Origin of the sequence: Nocardia acidivorans NBRC 108247, assembly GCF_001625085.1 — a bacterium.
GTDB lineage: Bacteria > Actinomycetota > Actinomycetes > Mycobacteriales > Mycobacteriaceae > Nocardia > Nocardia acidivorans.
In genome coordinates, this window is sequence record NZ_BDAW01000009.1 from 94,284 (window position 1) to 115,047 (window position 20,764).

Genomic DNA, 20,764 nt, shown 5'->3' on the forward strand with positions numbered 1-20,764 from the left:
GTCACAGCGTGCCTTCGCGGGCTCCGCGCCACAGGTCCACCTCGCCGTCGTTATCGAGAAGTTTGTCGATGGCGGACAATTCGTCGGCGGTGAATTCCAGCTTCTGCAGGGCTTCGACATTCTGATCGAGCTGTTCGGTCGAAGACGCGCCGACCACCAGCGAGGTGACCCGGGTATCGCGCAGCGCCCAGGCCAGCGCGAGCTGGGCGAGGCTTTGGCCGCGCTCGGCGGCGATATCGTTCAGGGCGCGCAGACGCGCGCGCATCTCGTCGGTGAGCCAGTCGGTCTGGAACGACTTGTCCTGTGCGGCACGCGATCCCGCCGGAATGCCGTCGAGATACTTCGAGGTGAGCAGGCCCTGTGCGAGGGCGGTGAAGCCGATGACTCCGAAACCCTCGGCCTCGGCGGCATCGAGCAGGCCCTGCGTCTCGATCCAGCGATTGAGCATCGAGTACGACGGCTGATGGATCAGCAGCGGTGTGCCGAGATCACGCAGCAGTCCGGCCATGGTCGTGGCGTCCCGCGCGGTGTACGAGGAGATGCCGACGTAGAGCGCTTTGCCCTGTCGCACAGCGGTATCCAGCGCTGTGGCGGTCTCCTCGAGCGGTGTGGTCGGGTCGAATCGATGCGAATAGAAGATATCGACATAGTCCAGGCCGAGTCGGGTCAGCGACTGATCCAGGGAGGACAGCAGGTACTTGCGGGAGCCGCCGCCCTGACCGTACGGACCGGGCCACATATCCCAACCGGCCTTGGTCGAGATGATCAATTCGTCCCGATAGGCGGCCAGATCCTCGCCCAGAATGCGCCCGGCGTTGATCTCGGCGGCGCCGTACGGCGGGCCGTAGTTATTGGCGAGATCGAAGTGCGTAATCCCGGAGTCGAAGGCGCGCAAGGCGATTGCGCGCTGGGTCTCGAACGGGCGATCATCGCCGAAGTTGTGCCAGAAGCCCAGCGACAGCAGCGGCAGATCCAGGCCGGAGCGGCCACTGCGGCGGTAGCGCATGGACCCGTCATAGCGGGCGGGATCAGGAAGATACGGCACTGGTCATCTCCTCCGGTTCGCGAACACTCTGCGGGGCATCGGCGGGAACCGCCGACCGTCGCAACCCTACGGCCGCCGCGGCGAACAGCGCGAGCGTGAGCCAGAGGTAGGCGTTGTGATCCAGGACCGCGAACGGGCCGTGATCGGGCAGGTCGAAGATGCTGCCGTAGTGGATTCCGACCAGGTCGAACAGTCCACCCGAGGTGATCAGGCAGACCGCGGCCAGACCCGCAGGCGCGATGAGGCCACCGTGGCGGATCGCCAGATCGCCCAGATAGATCAGCAGTGGGGCCAGCCACACCCAGTGGTGAATCCAGCTGTACGGGGACACCGCGGTGCTGGTCAGACCGCACAGCACCACCGCGGGCAGTTCACGCCCGGTCGCGGACAATCGGCGCGCCAGCAGCAGACAGGCCACCGCGGTGGCGATCGCCCCGGCCAGCCACAGCAACTGGACCCACGCCCCGTCGCCCAGGGTGCGCGCCAGCATGCCGCGCAGCGATTCGTTCTGCGGATTCTTGGGCACACCCACGCGGGCGGGATCGGCGAACGCGCCACCCCAGAAGGTCCACGAATCCTTCGGCAGCACAGCCAGTGCCACCACCATGGTGGCCACGAGTGCGCCGATCGCGGTTCCGGCGGCCCGGAATCGGCGGGTCACCAGCAGATACAGCACAAAGAACACCGGCGTCAGTTTGATTCCGGCGGCCACACCGGTCAGCGCGCCCTTCCAGCGTGCGGAATCCGGGAGCGCCATATCGGCCAGGACGAGCAGCAGCAGGAACATATTGACCTGACCGAAAGCCATGGTCTCGCGGATCGGCTCGCACATCAGCAACAGACCCGCGATGGCCGGGCCGAGGATGAGCAGTCGCCGGTCCCGGCGAAAACCCAGGACGGCCAGCGCGGCCCACACCGAACCCGTCAGCATGGCGACATTGCCGAGCCCGCCCACCCAGGTGAAGACCAGACCGCGCAGCGCGGCCAGCGGTGCGAACAACAGCGCCGAGAACGGTGTGTACACGAACTCCCAGACGCCGCGGGTACTGCCGCGCAGCGGGGTGTCGTAGACCGAGACGCCGTCCAGCACCCGCTGGCCCGCGATCTGATAGGTGCCCAGATCGACCAGGTGCAGCATGGTTTTCGGTGCGGTCAGCACCTGGTGCAGGTAGTAACCGCCCGCCAGCACGCCCAGCGCCGCCACCACCCACACCACCGGCAGCGGGATCACGCGGCGCGGTGCCGCGCGATTCACTTCCGCCGATGGACCGACCGACAATGACATGTCTCTCCCCACTAGTTCGGGAACCGCTTGCCGGGACCAACGTAGTGACGAACTCCGTACCCTCGCCACCCGTGATCACGTCGGGCTGCCCGCTGCGTCGGCCGCGACGTAACCCTTGCCGAAGCGAATCCCCTTGTCATCCTTGCCGATCGCAGCGAACAACACGACCGCGGCAAATGCGTGATCGCCATCACGGCCAATGCGAACGAAGCTCTCGACATTATCGGCGTAAACGAACACCACCGGGGAGCCGTCGAAATGTCCACGGTCCAACCGAATTGAGCGGCGATGACCGAATTGTCGTCGAGGCACAACCTCATTCGATCGACCGGATTCGTCGCTATACCGACTACCCACCCGCGCGGCAATCAATCAGCCCCGCAATCCCCACCTACTCAGTTCTGGAAGACCTCTTCGATCCGCTCCGCGGTAAGCACCCGTGCGGCCCACAATCGCAACCGATCGGCATCGGCGGCATTGACGGTCTCGGCGATCCCCGCGGGTACCGTCCCCCCGAACTTCACCGCCAACTGTTCGAGCAGCGTCTGCGCCCGCCCGCGCAATTCCCCACGTGCCTCACCTCTGGCTTCACCCCGTGCCTCACCCCGGGCTTCACCCTCTGCGCGAAGTCGTTCCGCAGTTGTCACGATGACCTCCTTGGCGTGGGGACCGAGCTGGTCGATGACCGGCACCAGGTCGGAATCCTGGGTTTCTCCGACAGTAAGAATGTACGTCACAACGCACTCGAGATCATCGATACCGCCCGGTGCGGCCAACAGGGCTCGCAGGTCCTCGAGTAGCGGCAGCAGGGCGGTGCGGCAACGCCATTCGGTAGTGCGGCCCGCAACTCGCCGACAGCGTCGGCGGGGCGGGTCAGGACCTGCCGGAAGTAGGCATCGTGGGGATTCGAGGGCGAGTTGGCCACGGTGGGCAAATTACCCTCAAAGCGACTGCGACACGCAGGAATTCGGTGGGGTCGGGACGATACGACCGGCGAGGCGGGCAAGTATGCCCGCGCCACCTATGCGGGTTTGCGGCCTACGCCGCAGTAGCAGGAGACCTTGGCGTCGAAGGAGGGGGCGAATTCGGTGGTTTGCTCCAGGCCCCAGCGGTGGGGCGGGACTATGCCGGGTTCCACCAGCTCCAGGCCTGCGAACCAGGAGGTGACCTCCTCGTGGGTGCGGACCTGGGCGGGGAGTTTGCGGACGCGGTAGACGTCCTGGGCTGCCGCCACCTGTTCGGGGGCGAAATCGGCTGTGATGGTGCAGATTACAAGGTAGGAGCCGGGGGCCAGGGCGTCGAGGAAGGTGGAGACGATCTTGTTGATATCGGCGGACTCGACGAAGTGCAGCAGGGCGATCATGCTCAACCCGACCGGTTCGTTCAGGTCGAGGAGCCCGGTTAGCTCGGGGGCGCGCAAGATGGCCGCGGGATCGGTGACATCGCCGTGGATGTAGGTGGTCGCCCCGGCCCCGTTGTCCATGGTCATCAACGCGCGCGCATGCGCCAGCACCAGCGGATCGTTGTCGACGTACACCACGCGTGCGTCCGGAACGGTGCGCTGCGCGATCTGGTGCAGGTTGGGTTCGGTGGGAATCCCAGTGCCGATATCGAGGAACTGCCGAATCCCCGCTTCCGCCAGGAACCGGGTGCTCCGATGCATGAACTGACGATTGACCCGGGCGGCCTGACGGATATGCGGCCACGCCTGCAGGATCTCCTGCGCCGCCTTCCGGTCGATCTCGTAATTGTCCTTGCCGCCCAGAAAATAGTCATAGATGCGGGAGGTATGGGGCTGGTTCAGTGGGTTCTCTCCATTCATCCCTGTCACCGTTCATCGCATGGTCGACCACACACCTTCTCGCACAGGCTAGTCCGTCTGTTTCCCGACACCCCGGGAAACCGCGAAACGAGCAGATTCTCAGGAAATCGACTCCGAGGCCGCCGAATCAGGGGCACTCCGCGCGCGAGCACTCCGCCCGACCCCGTCGAGGCCGCCCGCGACCGCAGCAAACATCCCGATATCCGTTGGGGCACAACGGGTTGCGTAGTTGATCATTCTCGGACGCGTGACCAGGATTTAACGACATTTCAGTCATAGGTGACGAAAATCAGCGTAGCGTTCTTGGACATTCACCGGGATTCCCCGTCCTGAGAACCTCGGTCGACAAGCTGTCAGATCCGCCGGCGCGGTGTCGGTGGTAGCCAGAAATACGATGGCGGACAACGTGATTGATGATTCGACATCTACTCCGACAACTCCCGTCGCCCCACCGGCCCGCGATCCGCGACTGGCCCTGTCCGGCGGCGATCCGATCCGGCACACCCCCTGGCCGACCTACGATCGCGGCGCGGTGTGCGTCCATCCCGAGGACGAGGAAGCCGCCCTGCGCGCCCTGCGCAGTCACCTCTACTTCCGATACGACCACCGCCCCAATCACGAAACCGAATGCGCCCGATTCGAGGCGGAGCTGTGCGACTACTTCGGTTCCGCGCACGCGCTGGCCACCTCCAGCGGCACCACCGCCCTGACCCTGGCGATCATGGCCGCCGGAATCGAACCGGGCAGCCAGATCGCCTGTCCCGGTTTCACTTTCGCCGCCACCCCCAGTTCCATCCTGCTCGCCGGATGCACCCCGTTCCTGGTCGATGTCGATGAGAACCTGCACCTGGACGTCGCCGATCTGCGCCGCCGCTGGACGCCCGGCGTCCGGGCCATCGTGGTGGTCCATATGCGCGGTTTCGCCGGAGATATGAGCGCACTGCTGCGATTCGCCCGGGAGCGGGGCGTGCCGGTGTTCGAAGACGCGGTCCCCGCGCTCGGCGCGCAATTGGACGGCCGCAAACTCGGCACCTTCGGCTTGGCGGGTGCGTTCAGCACGCAGTCGGACAAATCGCTCAATAGTGGTGAAGGCGGCTTTCTCATCACCGATGACAGCACCCTGTTCGCCCGCGCCACAGTCCTTTCCGGAGCCTACGAGGGTCGATTGCGGCGGCACTTCCCGCACGGTGAGCCCCCGATCGACACCGATCTCGACCTCCCGCTGTTCAGCTTCCGGATGGACGAGATCCGCGCCGCCCTGCTCCGCTCCGAACTGGGCCGCCTGCCGATCCGGTTGGCCGCCTTCCGCGAGAACTACGACTATGTCGCCGCGGCACTGGCCGGCCTCGACGGCATCCGAATCCGGCGACCGGTGGCACCCGGCGCCTACCTCGGCGAGGCCCTCATCTTCCGGGTCGCCGGCGGGCACGCGCAATGGTTCGCGCGGGCGCTGTGCCAGGAGGGCATCGAGGCGCGCAATCTCGGCTCGGACTCCGACCACAATATTCGCGCCTTCTGGAACTGGCGATTCCTGTTCCGCGGCATGGAAACCGCCGCGGTCCAGGCAGCCCTGCCGAACACCACCCGCTATCTGCGACAGGCGGTGGACATTCCGCTGTCCTCGACCCTGTCACGCGCCGACTGCGACGACCTGATCGCCGCGGTGCGCAAGGTCGCCGCCGCCCTGTCCGCGCAGACCGGCGCGAATCCCTCGCGGGCCGGACAACGATGACGGCCTCCTCCGATACCGGCACCCTCCCGCGACTCGCACTCGCCGCCGTCTTCGGCGGATTGTTCTGCGGCTACCTGGGTTTGTCCGCGGCCATTCCGGTGCTCCCGGACCACGTCCGAGACCGATTCGGCGCGGGCGACCTCATGGTCGGGCTCGTGGTCACGGCCACCGCGCTGACCGCCCTGCTCACCCGGCCGCTGTTCGGCGGGCTGGCCGACCGGCACGGCTACCGGTCGGTCATGCGATTCGGGGCGATCGCCATCGCCGCCGGTGGGCTGCTGTATTTCCTGCCGATCGGCCTGGCCGGTCTGATCGCTGTGCGCCTGCTGGTCGGCGTCGGCGAGGCCGCCCTGTTCACCGCGGGCGCGGCCTGGACGGTGCTGCTCGCACCGCACAACCGGCGCGGGCAATTGATCGGGCTCTACGGCGTCGCCATGTGGGGCGGCATCTCCCTGGGGACGGCCCTGGGCGCGGCACTGCGGCATGCCGGGATCGACGCGGTCTGGACCCTCTGCGCCGCGGCACCTTTGGTCGGATTCGTCCTGATCAGCAGTGTCGCGCCCGAACCGCGGGTGGCGCGCTCCGGCGGCGGCCGGGGACTGATGCTGCGACCCGCCGCGCTCCCCGGACTGGCCCTGGCCCTGGCCGCCGCGGGCTACGTCGGGCTGGCCGCCTTCATCATCCGCGACCTGCAAGTGCGCGGAATCGGTTCCGGCGCAGTCGTATTGAGTGTCTTCAGTGCCGTCTACGCGGGAACCAGACTGGTCATCGGCAAGCTGCCGGATCAGCTCGGACCACGCCGAGTCGGCACCTGGTCCGGCATCGGCGAGGCCATCGGACTGCTGATCATCGCGTGGTCGCCGAACCTGCCGGTGGCGATCCTCGGGGTCGTCGTCATGGGAGCCGGTTTCTCACTGCTGCACCCGTCGATGGCGCTGCTGGTCATGAACAGCACCGAAAGTTCGAAACAGGGTGCGGCTTTGGGCGCCTACACCTCGTTCTGGGATCTGGGCCTGTTCGTCTGGGGCCCGGCCACCGGCGCCATCGCGAGCGGATTGGGCTATCCCGCGGTCTTTCTCGTCGGCGCGGGCTGCGCCTTGGCTGCCGCGGTCATGGCCAACACGATTCCGCAATCACCGCCACCGGCCGCGAAGGGAGTCGGCGAATGACAGGCGCACCACCGGTCAAGGTCCTGTGCATCACGGGCTGGTGCCGCAACGGCAGCACCATTCTCGGCAATATCCTCAATGAGATTCCGGGCGTCTTCCATGTCGGGGAACTGCATTTCCTGTGGAAGAACGCGGCGGGTCGCGGGGTGAACGAGCAGTGCGGCTGCGGCCACAAACTCGTCGACTGCCCGTTCTGGTCCACGATCCTGCCGATCGGCCGGCCCGCCGGAACCACCCCGCAAGCCCACGCCGACACCGTCATCCGCCGCCAGCTCGGCCATACGCGCACCAGGCACACCTGGCAGATACTGGCCCGCGGACCGCACAACGAGCAGGTTCGCGCACAGGCCGAGCTGATGACGCGGATCTATCGCGCTGTCGCCGAGCGCAGTGCGTCACCGGTGATCGTCGATTCCTCCAAGATGCCGGGCGAGGCGGCGCTGCTGGCGCGCATGGACGGCATCACCCCGTATTACCTGCATCTGGTGCGCGATCCACGGGCGGTGGCCCAATCCTGGAGCCAGCCCAAGCAATACGTGTACGCCATGTCGGCGGCCAAGAGCACCGGCTACTGGACCGGCTTCAACCTGGCCTCGCACGCGATCAACCGACGCTATCCACGCCGGTCACTGTTCCTGCGCTACGAGGACTTCATCGCCGAACCGGCGGCGACCATCGACACGGTGCTGCGATGGTGCGAAATCGACCCGGCATCCAATCCCATGACAGATCGAACGGTACAACTGCACGCCAACCACACGGTCACCGGAAACCCGGACCGCTTCCACACCGGCGTCACCGTGATCCGCCCGACCGACGACCGCTGGCGCAGCGCCCTGCCCGCTTCCGCCCGGCGAACCGCGACCGCGCTGTCCTGGCCGCTCGCGCAGCGATACGGATATCTCGGCGAAAGGGGTTGAGCGACAGTGGAGCTGGGATTGACCGATAAGGTCGCGCTGGTCGCGGGCGGATCCAGCGGCATCGGACTGGCCATCGCCCGTGAACTGGCCGCCGAAGGCGCGCACGTCGCCCTGGGCGCACGCGACCCGGACCGGCTCGCCGCGGCCGAGCGAGCCGTGAAAGCGGCGGCGCGCGGGCGAATCCATGCCACCCGCGTGGACATCACCGACGCCGCGGCGACCCGGCGCTGGGTCGACGAGGTGGCCGCGGAGTTCGGCGGACTCCATATCGTCGTCGTCAGCGGCGGCACCCCGCCGACCGGCGGTGCGTCGGCCTTCGAGGCGGCGGACTATCGGCAGGCGGTCGACACCGTGCTGATGCCCGCGGTCGAACTGGCACTGGCGGCCCTGCCCCACCTGCGGCGTCAGCGTTGGGGCAGAGTGCTTTTCGTGGCCTCGGAGACCGCGATGGTCCCCATCAGCGGACTGGCCTTGTCGGGGGTGACCCGGGCGGCCATCGTGCGATTCGCCCAATCCCTGGCCGCCGACGTCGGCCCCGACGGCATCACCGTCAATGTGCTCGCCCCGAGCGCGACCCGCACACCCCTGCTGGAACGAGTCCTGACACGGGGATCCACCGATGCCCGGGTCGAGGACGAGCTGGCCGCCGTCGGGCGCAAGACCGCCGTCGGACGCGTCGCGCAACCCGACGAAATCGCCGCGCTGGCAACGTTTTTGGCCGGTGAGCGCGCCGCTTACCTGACCGGCACCGTCCAGCTGATCGACGGCGGCGCGAGCGTGCTCGGCGCCTCCTCATCGCACTACACCGTTTCCCAGGAGGAGACATGCTGAAGTCGGACACCATCAAACAGACACTCGCGCAGGTCGTCGCCGACCGGAAACAGGAATTGTCGCCGGGCCGCAGGTTCGTCGAGGCCTGCGCCGAACACGGACTGGACGCGGCCGTCGACTACGACGTGACCATCACCGATTCACTGACCAGCTCACGGCGCAAACCCCGCAATCCCGCCCGCAATATGCTCAAAACCATTGACCTGTCTCGTGATCCGCGTCAGTTCTACTGGCATGAGAGCGCACCCGAGGCCGGGGACACACCGATCGCAGGGGCCGAGGTCCGGCGCGAACTGGCCAGCCGGTTCGGCAAATCGCCGATTCCGGAACTGCTCACCACCACCGCCTGGGTGCAGGTCCCGCCGGATCTGTGGAAGGATCCCGAAACCTTCGAGACCTTCATCAACTACCGTCTGATCGTGCGGCTCTGCACCGCCGAGAACCACACCATCATCAGCGGTGAGGGCGGGTTGCTCAACCTGCCCGGGATCGAGCGAATGACTGCGCCGGGTCCGTTCTCCTCGGCAATCCTGCGCGCGTGCAATGAGATCGAGCAGATGGGCGGCACCGCCGACGGCATGATCATCAACCCCGTCGACTACTACCGTGCGATGGGCACCGGACGGCTGATGGACGATCTCGAACAGAACGGCGTCTTCATCGTGCGCACCCGACTGGTCGAACCCGGCAGCGCCATCGTCGGCGACTTCGGCCACGGCGCACAGCTTTTCGACGCCGGGCGTTCGGTGATCCGCTTCGCCGAGCCGCCCGAGGGAACGTTCACAGAACCCGGAATCGCGCTCCAGGCCGAGATATACGAGCGCGTCGTGGTGAATTTGCCGACGAACTTCTTCGTCGTCACCGTCTAGGCCGATATCGTGACGGGCGATCAGGACACCCCCGTGCGCGCGGACCCGGATGTGGTGGTCATCGGCGGCGGTGTCGTCGGATTGTGGTGCGCGCACCAGGTGCGGCGGCGCGGGGCGACGGTCACGGTGCTCGAGCGCGGAGAGCTCGGCGGACCGCAGTCGTGTTCGCACGGGAACACCGGATTCGTCGGCACCCACGGTGCGGCGCCGCTGGCCGAACCCGGCATGCTCGCCCTCGCCGTTCCCGGTGCGACGGATCCGGATTCGCCCTGGTACATCGCACCGCGCGCGGACGCCGACTTGGCGCGCTGGCTGGAGCAATTCCGGCGCGCCTGCTCGGCCGATGCGTCCGCGGCCGGATTCCGAGCGCTCATCGGGATGAAGAAGCGTGGCCTGGCGCTCCTGCTCGAACTGTGCGCGACCGAGCGCATTGCCCTCGAATCACCGGGCATCGTCCTGGCCTTCAAGACCGCGGCGGGTTTCGATGCCGCGCGAGAAACTGTCGAGCGCACCGTCGCCGGTGGTGTGCCGCTGCGTGTGCTGGACCCGGGTGAACTCGACGTGCTCGAACCGAAGTCGGTGTTCGATATCCATGGCGCGCTGTACAACCCCGAGGGCGCGTATCTGCACGTCCCCGACTTCGTTGTCGAATTCGGACGGGTCCTGCGGGATTCGGGCGTGGAGATCTGTGCGCGCACCGAGGTCACGGACTTCGCCGTGCGCGAGCGAAATATCGTGCGCCTCAACACCACTCGCGGCGAACTGCGGCCGGGCACCGTGGTCGTCGCCGCGGGCGCGTGGTCGGCCGAATGCGCCCGTCTGGCTGGCGTCGACCTTGCGCTCCAACCGATCAAGGGTCACAGTGTGACCGTCGAGCGGCCACCGAGCGCACCCCGCCGACCGGTCCTGCTGAGCGAGGCCAAAGTTGCCATGGTCCCGCTCGGCGACCGGCTGCGCATCGGCGGGCAACTCGAACTGACCGGAATGAGCACCGAGGTCTCCGAACGCCGAATCCGCGCCCTGCTGCGTACCGCCCGCGAATACCTGCCCGCGCTGGAACAGACGCCAATCCTCCAGAGCTGGAGCGGATTACGGCCGTGCACCCCCGACAGCCTGCCCCTGATCGGTCCCGCAGGCGATCTCCGCAACCTGCTCATCGCCACCGGGCACGGCCATATCGGGATGGGTCTCGCCCCCGCGACCGGTGAACTCATCGGTCAGCTGCTCGCGGGCGAACAACCGCGCACCGACCCGATCCCGTTGCGCCCGAGCCGCTTCGGCGGCTCGGCGACCTGAAAAGGACTGAGATGGCAGAGCGAGCCGATATCAGGATCGGGGTCCTGTGCCTCGACACCGCATTCACCAAAATCCTCGGCCACATCCGCAATCCGGCGACCTTCGATTTCCCGGTCGTCTATCGGGTGGTCCAGGGTGCGACCCCGCGCCGCGTGGTGTCCGAGGCGGATCCGACGCTGCTCGAACCGTTCATCGACGCGGCCCGCGCCCTCGAATCCGAAGGCGTGGCCGCGATCACCGCCGCCTGCGGATTCCTGGTCATCTTCCAGCAGCGCCTGGCCGATGCCGTCCGCATCCCGCTCTACAGCTCGAGTCTCATCCAATTGCCGATGGTCCACCGCATGGTGGCCGCCGATCGCACGATCGGTCTGCTGGTAGCCGACGAAAACGCCCTCACCCGTCGCCATCTGGAAGCGATAGGCGGCGAGTCCTTACCCCTGTGCGTAGCCGGAATGGCCGCCCACCCCGAATTCCGCGAAGTCATCCTCGAGGGCCGCCGCAATAACCTGGACGCCGACCGTCTCGGCCGCGAGGTGCTCACCGAAGTAGGGCGACTGGCCGCACACAATCCCGACCTGGGCGCACTGATCATCGAATGCACCGACCTGGTGCCCTACCGCCACGCGATCCAACGGCACCTCGGTGTCCCGGTCTTCGACATCGTCACCCTCACCGAAATGGTGCACCGCACCCTCGACCCCGGAAATAGAAAAAGCTCTCCCTGACGCAGGGAGAGCTTTTCGTAGTGTGTCCGGAGGGGGACTTGAACCCCCACGCCCTAATACGGGCACTAGCACCTCAAGCTAGCGCGTCTGCCATTCCGCCACCCGGACCGGTGTGCTCAGCAAGATTATCGGATGTCCCCGTGTGGACCAAATCGTTCCAATCCGGTCTTCACCTGGGGCCTTGCCGCGTGGAGGAGACGTCAAACGGTGGGGAGTGGTTGCCTCCGGGTCCGAGTTCGACCCGGCAGGCGACCCCCCGAAACTCAGGCGCTCAACGCCTCCAGCAGTGCCGCGCGCTGGCGTGAACCCAGGCCACCGATACGGCGATCGGCCGGGATTTCCGCTTCATCCATCAACTTGGCGGCCTTGACGGGGCCGATTCCCGGGAGCGCCTTGATCACGGCCGCAACCTTCGTCTTCTTGACCAGGTCTTCCTTGTCTGCGCGCTTGAGAACCTCCGCCAGACTGACCGATCCCTGCTTGACCTGCGCGATCAACTCCGAGCGGGCCTTGCGCACCGCGGCGGCTTTGGCCAGCGCCTCGGAGCGTTGTTCGGGGGTCATGGTGGGCAGAGCCATATGTCCTTACCTTTCACTCGTTCGCTGGTACGTCGGCGTCGAGTAAACATGACGCCAGGCCCGCAACCGGTACGACACACCGCGTGTTTCGGCGCAACACGTCGAGCGACCTGCTGAAAAGGGCCCGATACGCAGGTCGATTGTCCAGGAGTTTGCTGTGGCAGACAACTGGCAAATACGCCGCTCATCGGCCGCGATCGGAGTTACGGTGGGTCCGAAATCGCGTACGCACCGGAAAAGGCGGGGCAGATGACAAGCTTGTATCAGTACGCCGTGCGGGAGACCTCCGAACCGCCACCGGCGCTCCGATACGACAGCGCCGAGCCCCTGACCTGGAACGGCGCCAAGGTCTACCCCCTGCACTCGCACCGCATCGGCGGCTCCCCCACCACCGTGACGTTCAGATTGCGCACGGCGCAACCCCGCCGCGGGGTCCGCGCACTCGGGATGGGACTGGCCGTGGAGGGCGGTCACGTACTCCTGAACGGCCGACAGTTGAGTGGGGTTGACGTCTGGTCCGATGCCATGTCCGGTGGCGTCGAACTACGCATATCCCCCGACGGATCCGACGCCGCCGTCACCCTGACACCGGTCTGGGTGGACGACTTCGGCGAGGTGGTGTCCTGGTCGGGCAATTACGGCATGCTCATCACCCGCGAGAGATCCTGCCTGGTGCTGCACTGCAGCACCGGCGTCGGTCCCCCGGACTTCACCGAACTCGTGGTCGAATTCGCCACCGCGCCCACCCCGCCGGATCCGATCCCACCCGCCGACGCCGGGCTCTACACCGAGGCGCTGTATGAGCTCGGCGTGGCCATGCAGCAGCGCGGCGACGGTCAGCAGGCCTGCGAATTATGGCGGCAGGCAGCCGATTTGGGGCATTTCGCCGCCGCCTACGACCTGGCCGTGGTGCTGCTGCGCCTGGGCCAACTCGCCGAGGCGGAGTACCGATGGCGCATTGCCGCGGACCACGGCGACCCCCGCGCCATGGCCGGGCTCGCCGAGGTCCTCGAGCGCCGCGGCAATCCCGCCGAGGCCCGCATCTGGCGAGCCGCATTGGCAGCCGAGGCACAGCCGCACTGACTGCCTAACCGCGAATCGCGGCACCGTCCCGATAGCGGCGCAGATACTCCCCGGTCAGCGAGTCCGGGTGCCGCAGCAATTCCGCCGGGGTGCCGGTGAACACGATCTCGCCGCCGTTCTTGCCCCCGTCCGGTCCCAGGTCGATCACCCAGTCGGCGTGCGCGACCACATCGAGATTGTGCTCGATCACCACGACGGTATTGCCACGCTCGACCAGGCCGTCCAGCAACCGCAGCAACCTGCTGTTGGTCGTTCGTAGTCGAGGCTTGTGTAGCTGTCGACGGAGTGGCTACTGATCGACTTCGACCATTCTGACTACAATCCGACCGGAAGAATCATTGAATCGTTTCGATACGTAGAATTGTGTGCCATCTCTGAAAAGCACCTCCTCTTCGGGCGGTCGAAAGGAGTACGAGGATACGTCCTTGCCAGTTTTAGACTCGATCTGCCACTCCACGCGACCGTCACGCCCTTCGAATGGGGCATTCGGATTCTTGGTTGTACTAGTGAAACCTATTTCAGTCACGATCCGCCCCGGCTGGTACTTCTCCAACTCAGCAGGTTCGATGTCTGCTCTGCGAATCACCTGCCCGGTAAAGTTCGGCATCTTGTCCAGTGCATTACGGAGCGCGCCGACCCGGCTCGCCTCCGTCGCACTCAGCGCGCCTCCTTCACGGAGTCGACGGTTGATCCATACGAAGTCCCATTCGGTGTAGCGGTAGAGCGCACGTCCTTCTGCTGAAGTGAGTTTTGCCGTTTCCGGTGACACAGCATTCGAGAGATGATGGGTCGCGTCGGTCGCGGTGAATTTTGGTGATGCGGCATCAGCGCCCGAAAGGCTGATTGCCGGTGCGCCACTCCTATCAGTCTCGACCAACTCATTTACCGTGCGCTTCATACGGCCGCTCACTGCGTCGATGTGGCCTTCATAGCCGCGCGCAGATTCGCCGAATAGCGTACCGATCTTGTCTGCGATTGCTCGAAGTGTTCTCGCAATCGGTGAATCGGTCACGCGGCTCTCCACTGGAATGGCACCACCATGAAACCCTCATGGCGAACCGTGTCTTGAGACGAAGTCTCCCACCCTCAGGTCAGAGCGCCTTCTCAGTGGCGGGGACAGAGAGCAGCCTCCTGGAAACGCTGTCGCTCAGATTCGCCTAACCCGCACTTCGAAAGGTCCATTCCATCGGCCACAACCCATAGCACATAACTTCAGTGCATCCTTGCGCCCCAGCAGCGCCACACAGGCAGGTTCGAACGACGACCTAGAGCAGGAGGGCAGACCTCGTACTCCAGCTGCTGGACTTACCTACGCAGTCGCGCGGGAGGGTCGGTCTTGGCCTGCCAGGCCATCAGCGATTCCGCCGAGGGCCGAGCGTATTTGACAAGGGATCGCACCGAGGAATGCCCGCTCATGCGCATCAGCATCGGCGTGGAGGCCCCGTCCTCGGCGGCATGAGTCAGCTTCGAATGCCGTAGCTGGTGCAGCGTGAACGGACCGCGAGTCAATCCGGAGACGCCGGGTGAAGACGGTGATCTTGTTCTTGGGGATCTCCAGGGAGATGTTGCGCAAATTGTGCTCGCGGGCGCCGAGGACCCGGATCGTTTCGGCGGAAGCAGCGGACATGGTCCGAGCATGCCATCGCGCACCGACAAAATGCCCGACGTTTTGTGACGCAAATCACACCGCATCGGTGGATATCAGGGTCCCGCCCGGATTGCCGGACGATCGCGCCGCTCTACAGTGACCGGCATGAAAACCATGCGTTGGAGCGTCGGCCTCGCCGCCGCCGCGTGCGCCGTCGCCCTGTTGTCCGGTTGCAGCGAGATCAAAACCGCCGTGAACCAGGGCGGCGACACCAAGTGCAGCGATTACCTCAAGCAGGATGCCGACACTCAGCGCATCACCATCACCAAGTTCATCAAGCAGCAGACCAACACCTCGAACGAACCCGCGGGCACCAACGTCGATATCGGCATGGCCTCGGTGCAGACCCTCTGTCAGATCCAGTCCAATGCCGACACCCCCATCAAGAACGCCGACCTGGCCGGCATCTTCATCAAGAAGTAGTCCGGAAACCGCCCGTACCAGCCGATTTCCGTTTTCCACCACACCTCGGTTACTGTTGTCGAGCACACCGAGTCGGGGTGGCGGAATGGCAGACGCGCTAGCTTGAGGTGCTAGTGCCCTTATTGGGCGTGGGGGTTCAAGTCCCCCTCTCGACACACACGAAGGCCCTCGGTTTCCTACCGGGGGTCTTCGCTGTATCTCCTGCAAGCCCGTTTCTCAGATGAGGGCGCGGAGCATGCCCTGCGGCTCCAGGCACATCGAGGTGAGCGCGTCCGAGTGGTAGATCGAGCCCGGAGTATGGATCGCGTGCTGCAATCACACATGCGCGTCCCGCCAAAAGCGTTGCAGCGCATTGTTCTTGCGCACCGCGTTACCACCCGAGCGCGCGAAGATCTCGTCCACCGCGGACACCGCGCGCCAGGCGCAGCGCACCTGATTGCGGCGTACCACCGAACGATCCTCGAAGGCGATGGGTTTGCCGGCGTCGGCCAGATCGTAGAGGCGGCTGATGCCGTCCAGGAGTTGTGAACGCGAGGCTGCGATCTCGGCGGCCGCCTCGGAGATGGTGTAGAGCACGTAGGGATCGTCCCTGATGGCGGTGCCCATGGCGGTGATGCGATTGCGCTGGTAGTCCAGGTGCGCGGCGAGCGCGCCCTCGGCGATGCCGATCACCGCGGAGGTGATGCCGAGCGGCAACATGGCCCAGAACGGCAGCCGGTAGACGGCGATCCATCAGCGCCATCTCCCACGGGTGCACGCCGCCGACCCCGCACACCCAGCCGGTGGAGCCGCAGGCCGCCGACACCGCCATCACCGCTTCGGCGAAATCCCTGGGGTGCGCGGCGTATCCGCCGAAGTCGGTGGGTTGCAGCATTCGCATGACCCCGGCATCGCGCACCAGCTCGACGCTCTTCTCGGAGAGTCTGCCCGCCCGCTCGGTCTCCTCGGCGTGCGCCGCGAGCTGCGCGGCGAGCTGCTCTACCCGTTGAACAACCTTGTGCGACATGCCCGCACCTTTCGACACCACTCACGAAATCGGCCCCGCCGTACGGCGGGACTGCTCCGAAGGTAACCGTGCGGTGCCGCGCGGCGGGCGGAGTTCCCGGTGACCGAGGCTCAGCTGGACTCGTCGGTGGGTTCCTGCTGGGTCGCCCAGAGTTCGTGCTCGGCGGCGGCCCAGGATTGGGACACATCGCCGGTGAGCATGCCGCGCATGGCTTCTCGATCGCGCAGGGCGTACATCAGATGGCCGAGTACGAGAATGCCGAAGGCCAGGGCGAACCAGTCGTGCATGAGGGTGGCGCCGGTGCGCCAGGCCAGGCGGGTCCAATCGGGGAAGAACATGAGGGTGCCGGTGCCGAGCAGGGCCAGAATCGATCCGGCGCTGAGGGCGGCGTTGAGTTTCTGTCCGGCATTGAATTTGCCGACGCCGGTGCCCGCCAGGCGGCGGGTTTTGGAGCGGAACCACAGCCGATCGGCGTGGGTGAACCTGTTCAATCTCGACAGATCGGCGCGGTACGCACGCGAGGCGAGGCCGAGCACCAGTGGTACCGGGAGTGCGAAACCCGAATAGACGTGGACGATTTCGACAATGCGCCGGTTGCCGACCAGGACGGCGAGCGATCCGTTGTAGAGGATCGCTGCCGTGACCATGCAGGTGAGCACCAGCATGGCGATCAGCCAGTGCACCCATCGCTCGGCCCGCGCGAAGCGGCGCAGATCAGCCGGTCGGGTCATCGTCACGTCCGTTCGAAGCGCCGACCCAGCCGTCGATGGAGTAGCCGCGATGCTCCCAATACCCGGGTACCACCTCGCGGGTGAGTTCGATTCCGGAGAGCCATTTGCAGCTCTTGTAGCCGTACATGGGCGCGACGTAGAGCCGGACCGGGCCGCCGTGGTCGTGGGTGACGGGGCCGTCGATCATCTCGAGGGCGACGATGACGTCGTCGCGGCGGGCTTGGTCGAGGGCGAGGCTTTCGGTGTAGGTGCCGTCGAAGGAGGTGAATCGCACCGCGGTCGCGGTCTTGTCCACACCCGCGGCGTCGAGGAGATCCTTCAATCGGACTCCGCTCCAACGGACTTCGGGTACGCGCCAGCCGGTGACGCATTGGAAATCGCGGACCAAGGTGGTCTGCGGCATGGCCTGTAGTTCGGGGAGGGTGTGGCTGCGCGGTGTGGCGACCAGACCGGTGATGTCGAGCCGATAGTTGCTCGCATCGCGCCGGGGCGCGCCGCGGGTGACCGAGTAGAAGCGGAAGGTGTTTCCCACCGGCAGCAAGCCGACCAGACCGGTCGGATCGTGATTGCCGATGGGCCCGAGCACCGCCTCCAACCCCCGTTGCAAGGACGCTCCGCCCAGCACCCCCGCCGCCCCGGCCGCGAGTAATCCCAGCACGACCCGTCGCCCGACGGGCGCGCCCGAATCCGGCGCTTCGGAAGCCTTGTCGGTGGGCACGACTCCACTATCCACCGAGTTCGATCACGTGCCCACCCGGGCGGTTACTGTTGACTCGGAGCCGCCCGCCTGGCGGTGTCAACGAAAGGCCTCCGCTATGCGCAGCCCCCTCCGCGTCGCGCTCGGCATCATCTTCGCTCTGCTCGGATCGCTCTGGTCGCTCCAGGGTTTCGGCGTCATCTCCGGCAGCGCGATGAGCAACACCGTCACCTGGTCGATCATCGGCCCGATCGTCTTGCTGGCGGGACTGGTCAATATCTACTGGGGCTGGCGCACCCGCACCTGACCCGCCCACCCGCACGGCTCTGCGGACGAATCACCCATACCGGCTATTGTCGCGATCATGATCGACCGCGAAATCGTCGACCGCATCGATCGCCTGGTGGGCGACCAACTCGTCGCGTACGAATCCGGCCCCCGGTATGTCGGCACCCGCGACCTCTGCTCGCAGTGTGGTCGCGACTGGCACGGCCTCCCCATTACCGAACGCATGGAACAGATGCGCCTGGCGCGCACCTTCGACGCGGACTACCGCCACGCCCACGACACCAGTCCAATCCTGTGCCCCGGCACCGTGTTCGTGCGCCAGTCGACACCGGAGTCCCCGTCCCCCAATGGTTTCGACGTTCTGACCGCCTGGCGGGACATGGTCCGGGCGGCCCGGAACTCCACCCCCATCCCCCTCGGTACCCGCGCCACCGGCGAAATCCCCGACCCGGGTGTGACCGGCGGTTGCGACCGCGCCGCCTGGCACTGCCCGCGCTGCCACGCCTGGTCCAGGGTCACCGAATCGCTCAGCCCCACAAACGCTTTCGCCACCGCCCTGCAGTCCTACGCCTCCCACATCGCCCGCCACCACAACCTCGAACTGACCACCCCCTTCACCCCCGCCGAATTCGCCACCCGCTGCGGCCTCCCCACCCGAGGCATCCTCTGGAACGCCACCCACACCCCCATCGGCACCTACACCCCCACCGGCACCACCTTCACCCCCGGCCACACCACCCGTGACCTGAAGGGCTTCGGCACCACCCTCCCCGCCCCCCGCACCGTGTCAAGCGTCAGGCAGTACGCCTAACCCAGCCAACGCGACGTTCGCGCAACCCGGCCGGTCCCCTGCGGACGCGTCACTGTGAGCCCATAATTCAACGAATGACTGGAATCTTGCCTGACTTCCAGTCATTCAGTCGTTTGCGGATATTCGAGACCATCGGAAGGTCCTCGACTGCCTCCCAATCGAACCAGGCGACCTCCGTGGACTCATCGGAGACGGTGACGGATCCGCCGATCGGTTTCCCCAGTAGGCAGATCGAGAACTCCTGCCGAACTTCCCCGTCGTCATAGGCGAATACGTGTTTCGGGTCGGTGTAGGTTCCGACGATTCCGGTGATCTCGATGTCTATGCCGGTTTCTTCCTTCGTCTCTCGGATCCCGCACCCCGCAAGGGATTCGCCCAGCTCCATCTGCCCGCCAGGCAGTGCCCACATCCCGTTATCCACCCGACGTTGCAGCAGGAGTTGGCCCGCGTCGTTGACCACAACCACCGATGCCGCCGGTACGAGACTGTTGGGTGCTGGTGCGTTCGGGTCGTTCTCGTAGTCACGGCGCGCCATGATTCGCATCCTCCCAGATATCTCGTCCCCTCGACCAAAGTTCTTCCACATGTTCGGAAAAGCGGTCGAACATCCCATCCTCCTGCTCGCGACGAAGGTGGAACATCGGCGAATCGTGGCCGACCCTTCTTGCCAGAATCGGCGTCACGATCATGTCGTCATCGAACCGAAAGACCGACAAGTTCACGTGCCCGTTCGTAAAACGTCCCGCGATACTGGATACATCTCGAAGTTTGTGTAATTCGGCCAGCGTCACCGCGATACGGGTGGACAACGTCAACGGAACGCTCTCCTCTTCCTCGCGGGCCCGCGTCACATCGTCGTCAGGGTCACCGATGAGGAACCTGACAGTGCAGCCGTTCGCCGCTTTTCGGCGAAGCAGGCTCCCCAGGTTCGCATGCTCCAGCCACAGGAAATAGTTCGTGTACCCGGCGTTCGTCAATTCGCTCTTCGCATTCGTCATCAACGATCGCCACAGTGATGCCGGTGCGGCCGACCGATACGGAAATACTTGGACCACTTCGCGGTCAGGGCCGGTTTTCAGAGTTAGGCGTACAGCTGAAGGCCACAAGACTGCCTCCTCCGCTCCGAGTGATGCGCACACCTCCCATCGATGCCGGGCGTGGGGTACGCGTGTGGGGTTGGTCAACCAACGATTAACCGTTTTCACGTCGACGCCACACTTTTCCGCGAGCTGCTGTTCGGTGATCTTGGCCTTCGCCATTGCCTGTCGCAGAGCGTGATTCATCTGCTTCCTTCACCCGGGGACGAATCGAACCCTACGGCGAAAGTGTCCCGAACGTCCCGGAAACGCGGTAGGAACGACCAGCTCGCTGCACAACGCTTGTAGTCATTCGGGTCCGATGCGGTCGTCTCTCCTTCGGGCCGCCAGCCAGCAGACTCAGACAAGGGGGACCCGGTGAAAGCGATTGTGTGGATCGACAAGACGATCTTGCAGACGCGGGATCAGTTGGAGCGGGCCGAGTTTCATGCCAGGCGGCGGGCCGGGGAATTGGGGGTGTCGGTGGTGAAGACGATGTGGCGGATTCAGTCCATGGCTGATCCGATGGAGGAGTTGCACAGGGCATTACACGCGGCGGATGCGCCGATGGTCATCACGCCGACGCTGGAGCATGTGGGCGGGACCATCGACCTGGTGACCGAGTTCGCGGAGTTGGCCACGGTGGACCCGCCGCGGGTGTGGCCGTGGAGTACGCCGCTCACTCGGTCGATCAGGCGGAGCCTGCGGGGAACTCGTTAGGTCAGGACT

At 65.7% G+C, this 20,764-nt stretch carries 25 protein-coding genes, 2 tRNA genes and 1 pseudogene; 13 read left to right on the forward strand and 15 right to left on the reverse strand.

Annotated features, from left to right (window positions below):
• Window position 1: 1 nt before the first annotated feature.
• The 5 genes from mgrA to NA10_RS03845 all read right to left on the reverse strand — a co-directional run bounded on the left by mgrA (window position 2) and on the right by NA10_RS03845 (window position 4,152).
• Complete coding sequence (gene mgrA / locus NA10_RS03825; RefSeq protein WP_281180147.1) at window positions 2-1,006, reverse strand: L-glyceraldehyde 3-phosphate reductase; 1,005 nt, start codon at window positions 1,004-1,006, stop codon at window positions 2-4.
• Window positions 1,007-1,028: 22 nt separating this feature from the next.
• Window positions 1,029-2,330 carry a glycosyltransferase 87 family protein gene (locus tag NA10_RS03830; RefSeq protein WP_067563415.1) on the reverse strand — a complete coding sequence of 434 codons (1,302 nt, stop codon included), beginning with the start codon at window positions 2,328-2,330 and terminating at the stop codon, window positions 1,029-1,031.
• Window positions 2,331-2,405: 75 nt separating this feature from the next.
• Entirely contained in the window at window positions 2,406-2,573 is a 168-nt protein-coding gene (locus NA10_RS03835) for a hypothetical protein (RefSeq protein ID WP_157556026.1), read from the reverse strand.
• Between the two features lie 152 nt (window positions 2,574-2,725).
• On the reverse strand, window positions 2,726-2,977 hold the full coding sequence (locus tag NA10_RS38075) for a hypothetical protein (RefSeq protein WP_218021440.1): 252 nt from the start codon (window positions 2,975-2,977) through the stop codon (window positions 2,726-2,728).
• Between the two features lie 374 nt (window positions 2,978-3,351).
• Window positions 3,352-4,152, reverse strand: a complete 801-nt coding sequence (locus NA10_RS03845) for an SAM-dependent methyltransferase (protein WP_067563421.1) — start codon at window positions 4,150-4,152, stop codon at window positions 3,352-3,354.
• A 394-nt stretch (window positions 4,153-4,546) separates the two neighbouring features.
• Between NA10_RS03845 and NA10_RS03850 the strand changes: the two genes are divergently transcribed.
• From NA10_RS03850 to NA10_RS03880, 7 genes are read left to right on the forward strand one after another with little or no spacing between them, the layout of a single operon-like run.
• Window positions 4,547-5,884 carry a DegT/DnrJ/EryC1/StrS family aminotransferase gene (locus NA10_RS03850; protein ID WP_067563424.1) on the forward strand — a complete coding sequence of 446 codons (1,338 nt, stop codon included), beginning with the start codon at window positions 4,547-4,549 and terminating at the stop codon, window positions 5,882-5,884.
• Window positions 5,881-7,053 (forward strand): MFS transporter, encoded by a 1,173-nt coding sequence (locus tag NA10_RS03855; RefSeq protein WP_067563426.1) that lies wholly within the window; start codon window positions 5,881-5,883, stop codon window positions 7,051-7,053. The genes NA10_RS03850 and NA10_RS03855 overlap by 4 nt, the downstream gene beginning before the upstream one ends.
• Window positions 7,050-7,973 (forward strand): sulfotransferase, encoded by a 924-nt coding sequence (locus tag NA10_RS03860; RefSeq protein WP_067563429.1) that lies wholly within the window; start codon window positions 7,050-7,052, stop codon window positions 7,971-7,973. Before NA10_RS03855 ends, NA10_RS03860 begins: the two co-directional genes overlap by 4 nt.
• A gap of 18 nt (window positions 7,974-7,991) precedes the next feature.
• Window positions 7,992-8,804, forward strand: a complete 813-nt coding sequence (locus tag NA10_RS03865; protein ID WP_245677008.1) for an SDR family NAD(P)-dependent oxidoreductase — start codon at window positions 7,992-7,994, stop codon at window positions 8,802-8,804.
• Window positions 8,798-9,673, forward strand: coding sequence for a family 3 encapsulin nanocompartment shell protein (locus NA10_RS03870; protein ID WP_067563434.1), 876 nt, complete (start codon window positions 8,798-8,800; stop codon window positions 9,671-9,673). Before NA10_RS03865 ends, NA10_RS03870 begins: the two co-directional genes overlap by 7 nt.
• A gap of 9 nt (window positions 9,674-9,682) precedes the next feature.
• Complete coding sequence (locus tag NA10_RS03875) at window positions 9,683-10,969, forward strand: NAD(P)/FAD-dependent oxidoreductase (RefSeq protein ID WP_067563436.1); 1,287 nt, start codon at window positions 9,683-9,685, stop codon at window positions 10,967-10,969.
• Between the two features lie 11 nt (window positions 10,970-10,980).
• Window positions 10,981-11,694: an aspartate/glutamate racemase family protein gene (locus tag NA10_RS03880; protein ID WP_067563439.1), complete on the forward strand. Its 714-nt coding sequence runs from the start codon at window positions 10,981-10,983 to the stop codon at window positions 11,692-11,694.
• A gap of 23 nt (window positions 11,695-11,717) precedes the next feature.
• On the opposite strand, the gene NA10_RS03885 is transcribed toward NA10_RS03880, so the two are convergent.
• Together NA10_RS03885 and mihF are read right to left on the reverse strand one after the other, a co-directional pair.
• Window positions 11,718-11,802, reverse strand: a tRNA-Leu gene (locus NA10_RS03885).
• Window positions 11,803-11,957: 155 nt separating this feature from the next.
• Window positions 11,958-12,272 (reverse strand): integration host factor, actinobacterial type, encoded by a 315-nt coding sequence (gene mihF / locus NA10_RS03890; RefSeq protein ID WP_067563442.1) that lies wholly within the window; start codon window positions 12,270-12,272, stop codon window positions 11,958-11,960.
• 249 nt (window positions 12,273-12,521) lie between these two features.
• Here mihF and NA10_RS03895 point away from each other — a divergent pair, with 249 nt between their 5' ends.
• Window positions 12,522-13,355, forward strand: a complete 834-nt coding sequence (locus NA10_RS03895; RefSeq protein ID WP_067563444.1) for a tetratricopeptide repeat protein — start codon at window positions 12,522-12,524, stop codon at window positions 13,353-13,355.
• Window positions 13,356-13,359: 4 nt separating this feature from the next.
• Here NA10_RS03895 and NA10_RS03900 read toward each other — a convergent pair whose 3' ends face one another.
• From NA10_RS03900 to NA10_RS35245, 3 genes are all read right to left on the reverse strand, one after another.
• A complete protein-coding gene (locus NA10_RS03900; RefSeq protein ID WP_067563447.1) occupies window positions 13,360-13,593 on the reverse strand; it encodes a hypothetical protein in 234 nt (77 codons plus the stop codon).
• Window positions 13,594-13,644: 51 nt separating this feature from the next.
• Window positions 13,645-14,367, reverse strand: a complete 723-nt coding sequence (locus tag NA10_RS35240; protein WP_157556028.1) for an ADP-ribosyltransferase — start codon at window positions 14,365-14,367, stop codon at window positions 13,645-13,647.
• A gap of 293 nt (window positions 14,368-14,660) precedes the next feature.
• Window positions 14,661-15,047, reverse strand: coding sequence for a tyrosine-type recombinase/integrase (locus NA10_RS35245; RefSeq protein WP_084514277.1), 387 nt, complete (start codon window positions 15,045-15,047; stop codon window positions 14,661-14,663).
• Between the two features lie 61 nt (window positions 15,048-15,108).
• Here NA10_RS35245 and NA10_RS03905 point away from each other — a divergent pair, with 61 nt between their 5' ends.
• On the forward strand, window positions 15,109-15,426 hold the full coding sequence (locus NA10_RS03905) for a hypothetical protein (protein ID WP_157556030.1): 318 nt from the start codon (window positions 15,109-15,111) through the stop codon (window positions 15,424-15,426).
• Window positions 15,427-15,497: 71 nt separating this feature from the next.
• Window positions 15,498-15,581 (forward strand) — tRNA-Leu (locus NA10_RS03910).
• Window positions 15,582-15,642: 61 nt separating this feature from the next.
• Here the strand turns inward: NA10_RS03910 and NA10_RS03915 are convergent.
• The 3 genes and pseudogenes from NA10_RS03915 to NA10_RS03925 all read right to left on the reverse strand — a co-directional run bounded on the left by NA10_RS03915 (window position 15,643) and on the right by NA10_RS03925 (window position 17,881).
• Window positions 15,643-16,432: pseudogene (locus NA10_RS03915) on the reverse strand (acyl-CoA dehydrogenase family protein).
• A 110-nt stretch (window positions 16,433-16,542) separates the two neighbouring features.
• The gene (locus tag NA10_RS03920; protein ID WP_067563451.1) at window positions 16,543-17,163 is read right to left on the reverse strand and encodes a cytochrome b/b6 domain-containing protein; all 621 of its coding nucleotides are present in this window, start codon (window positions 17,161-17,163) and stop codon (window positions 16,543-16,545) included.
• Window positions 17,147-17,881 (reverse strand): molybdopterin-dependent oxidoreductase, encoded by a 735-nt coding sequence (locus NA10_RS03925; RefSeq protein WP_067563454.1) that lies wholly within the window; start codon window positions 17,879-17,881, stop codon window positions 17,147-17,149. Before NA10_RS03925 ends, NA10_RS03920 begins: the two co-directional genes overlap by 17 nt.
• A gap of 97 nt (window positions 17,882-17,978) precedes the next feature.
• Here NA10_RS03925 and NA10_RS03930 point away from each other — a divergent pair, with 97 nt between their 5' ends.
• Entirely contained in the window at window positions 17,979-18,167 is a 189-nt protein-coding gene (locus NA10_RS03930) for a hypothetical protein (RefSeq protein WP_067563456.1), read from the forward strand.
• A gap of 57 nt (window positions 18,168-18,224) precedes the next feature.
• A complete protein-coding gene (locus tag NA10_RS03935) occupies window positions 18,225-18,959 on the forward strand; it encodes a hypothetical protein (protein ID WP_067563459.1) in 735 nt (244 codons plus the stop codon).
• A 67-nt stretch (window positions 18,960-19,026) separates the two neighbouring features.
• Here the strand turns inward: NA10_RS03935 and NA10_RS03940 are convergent, their stop codons facing one another.
• The gene (locus NA10_RS03940; protein WP_067563462.1) at window positions 19,027-19,494 is read right to left on the reverse strand and encodes an NUDIX domain-containing protein; all 468 of its coding nucleotides are present in this window, start codon (window positions 19,492-19,494) and stop codon (window positions 19,027-19,029) included.
• Window positions 19,481-20,242: a DUF5919 domain-containing protein gene (locus NA10_RS03945; RefSeq protein WP_067563465.1), complete on the reverse strand. Its 762-nt coding sequence runs from the start codon at window positions 20,240-20,242 to the stop codon at window positions 19,481-19,483. The genes NA10_RS03940 and NA10_RS03945 overlap by 14 nt, the downstream gene beginning before the upstream one ends.
• A gap of 171 nt (window positions 20,243-20,413) precedes the next feature.
• On the opposite strand from NA10_RS03945, the gene NA10_RS03950 reads away from it, so the two are divergent.
• On the forward strand, window positions 20,414-20,755 hold the full coding sequence (locus NA10_RS03950; protein ID WP_067563467.1) for a hypothetical protein: 342 nt from the start codon (window positions 20,414-20,416) through the stop codon (window positions 20,753-20,755).
• Window positions 20,756-20,764 lie beyond the last annotated feature (9 nt).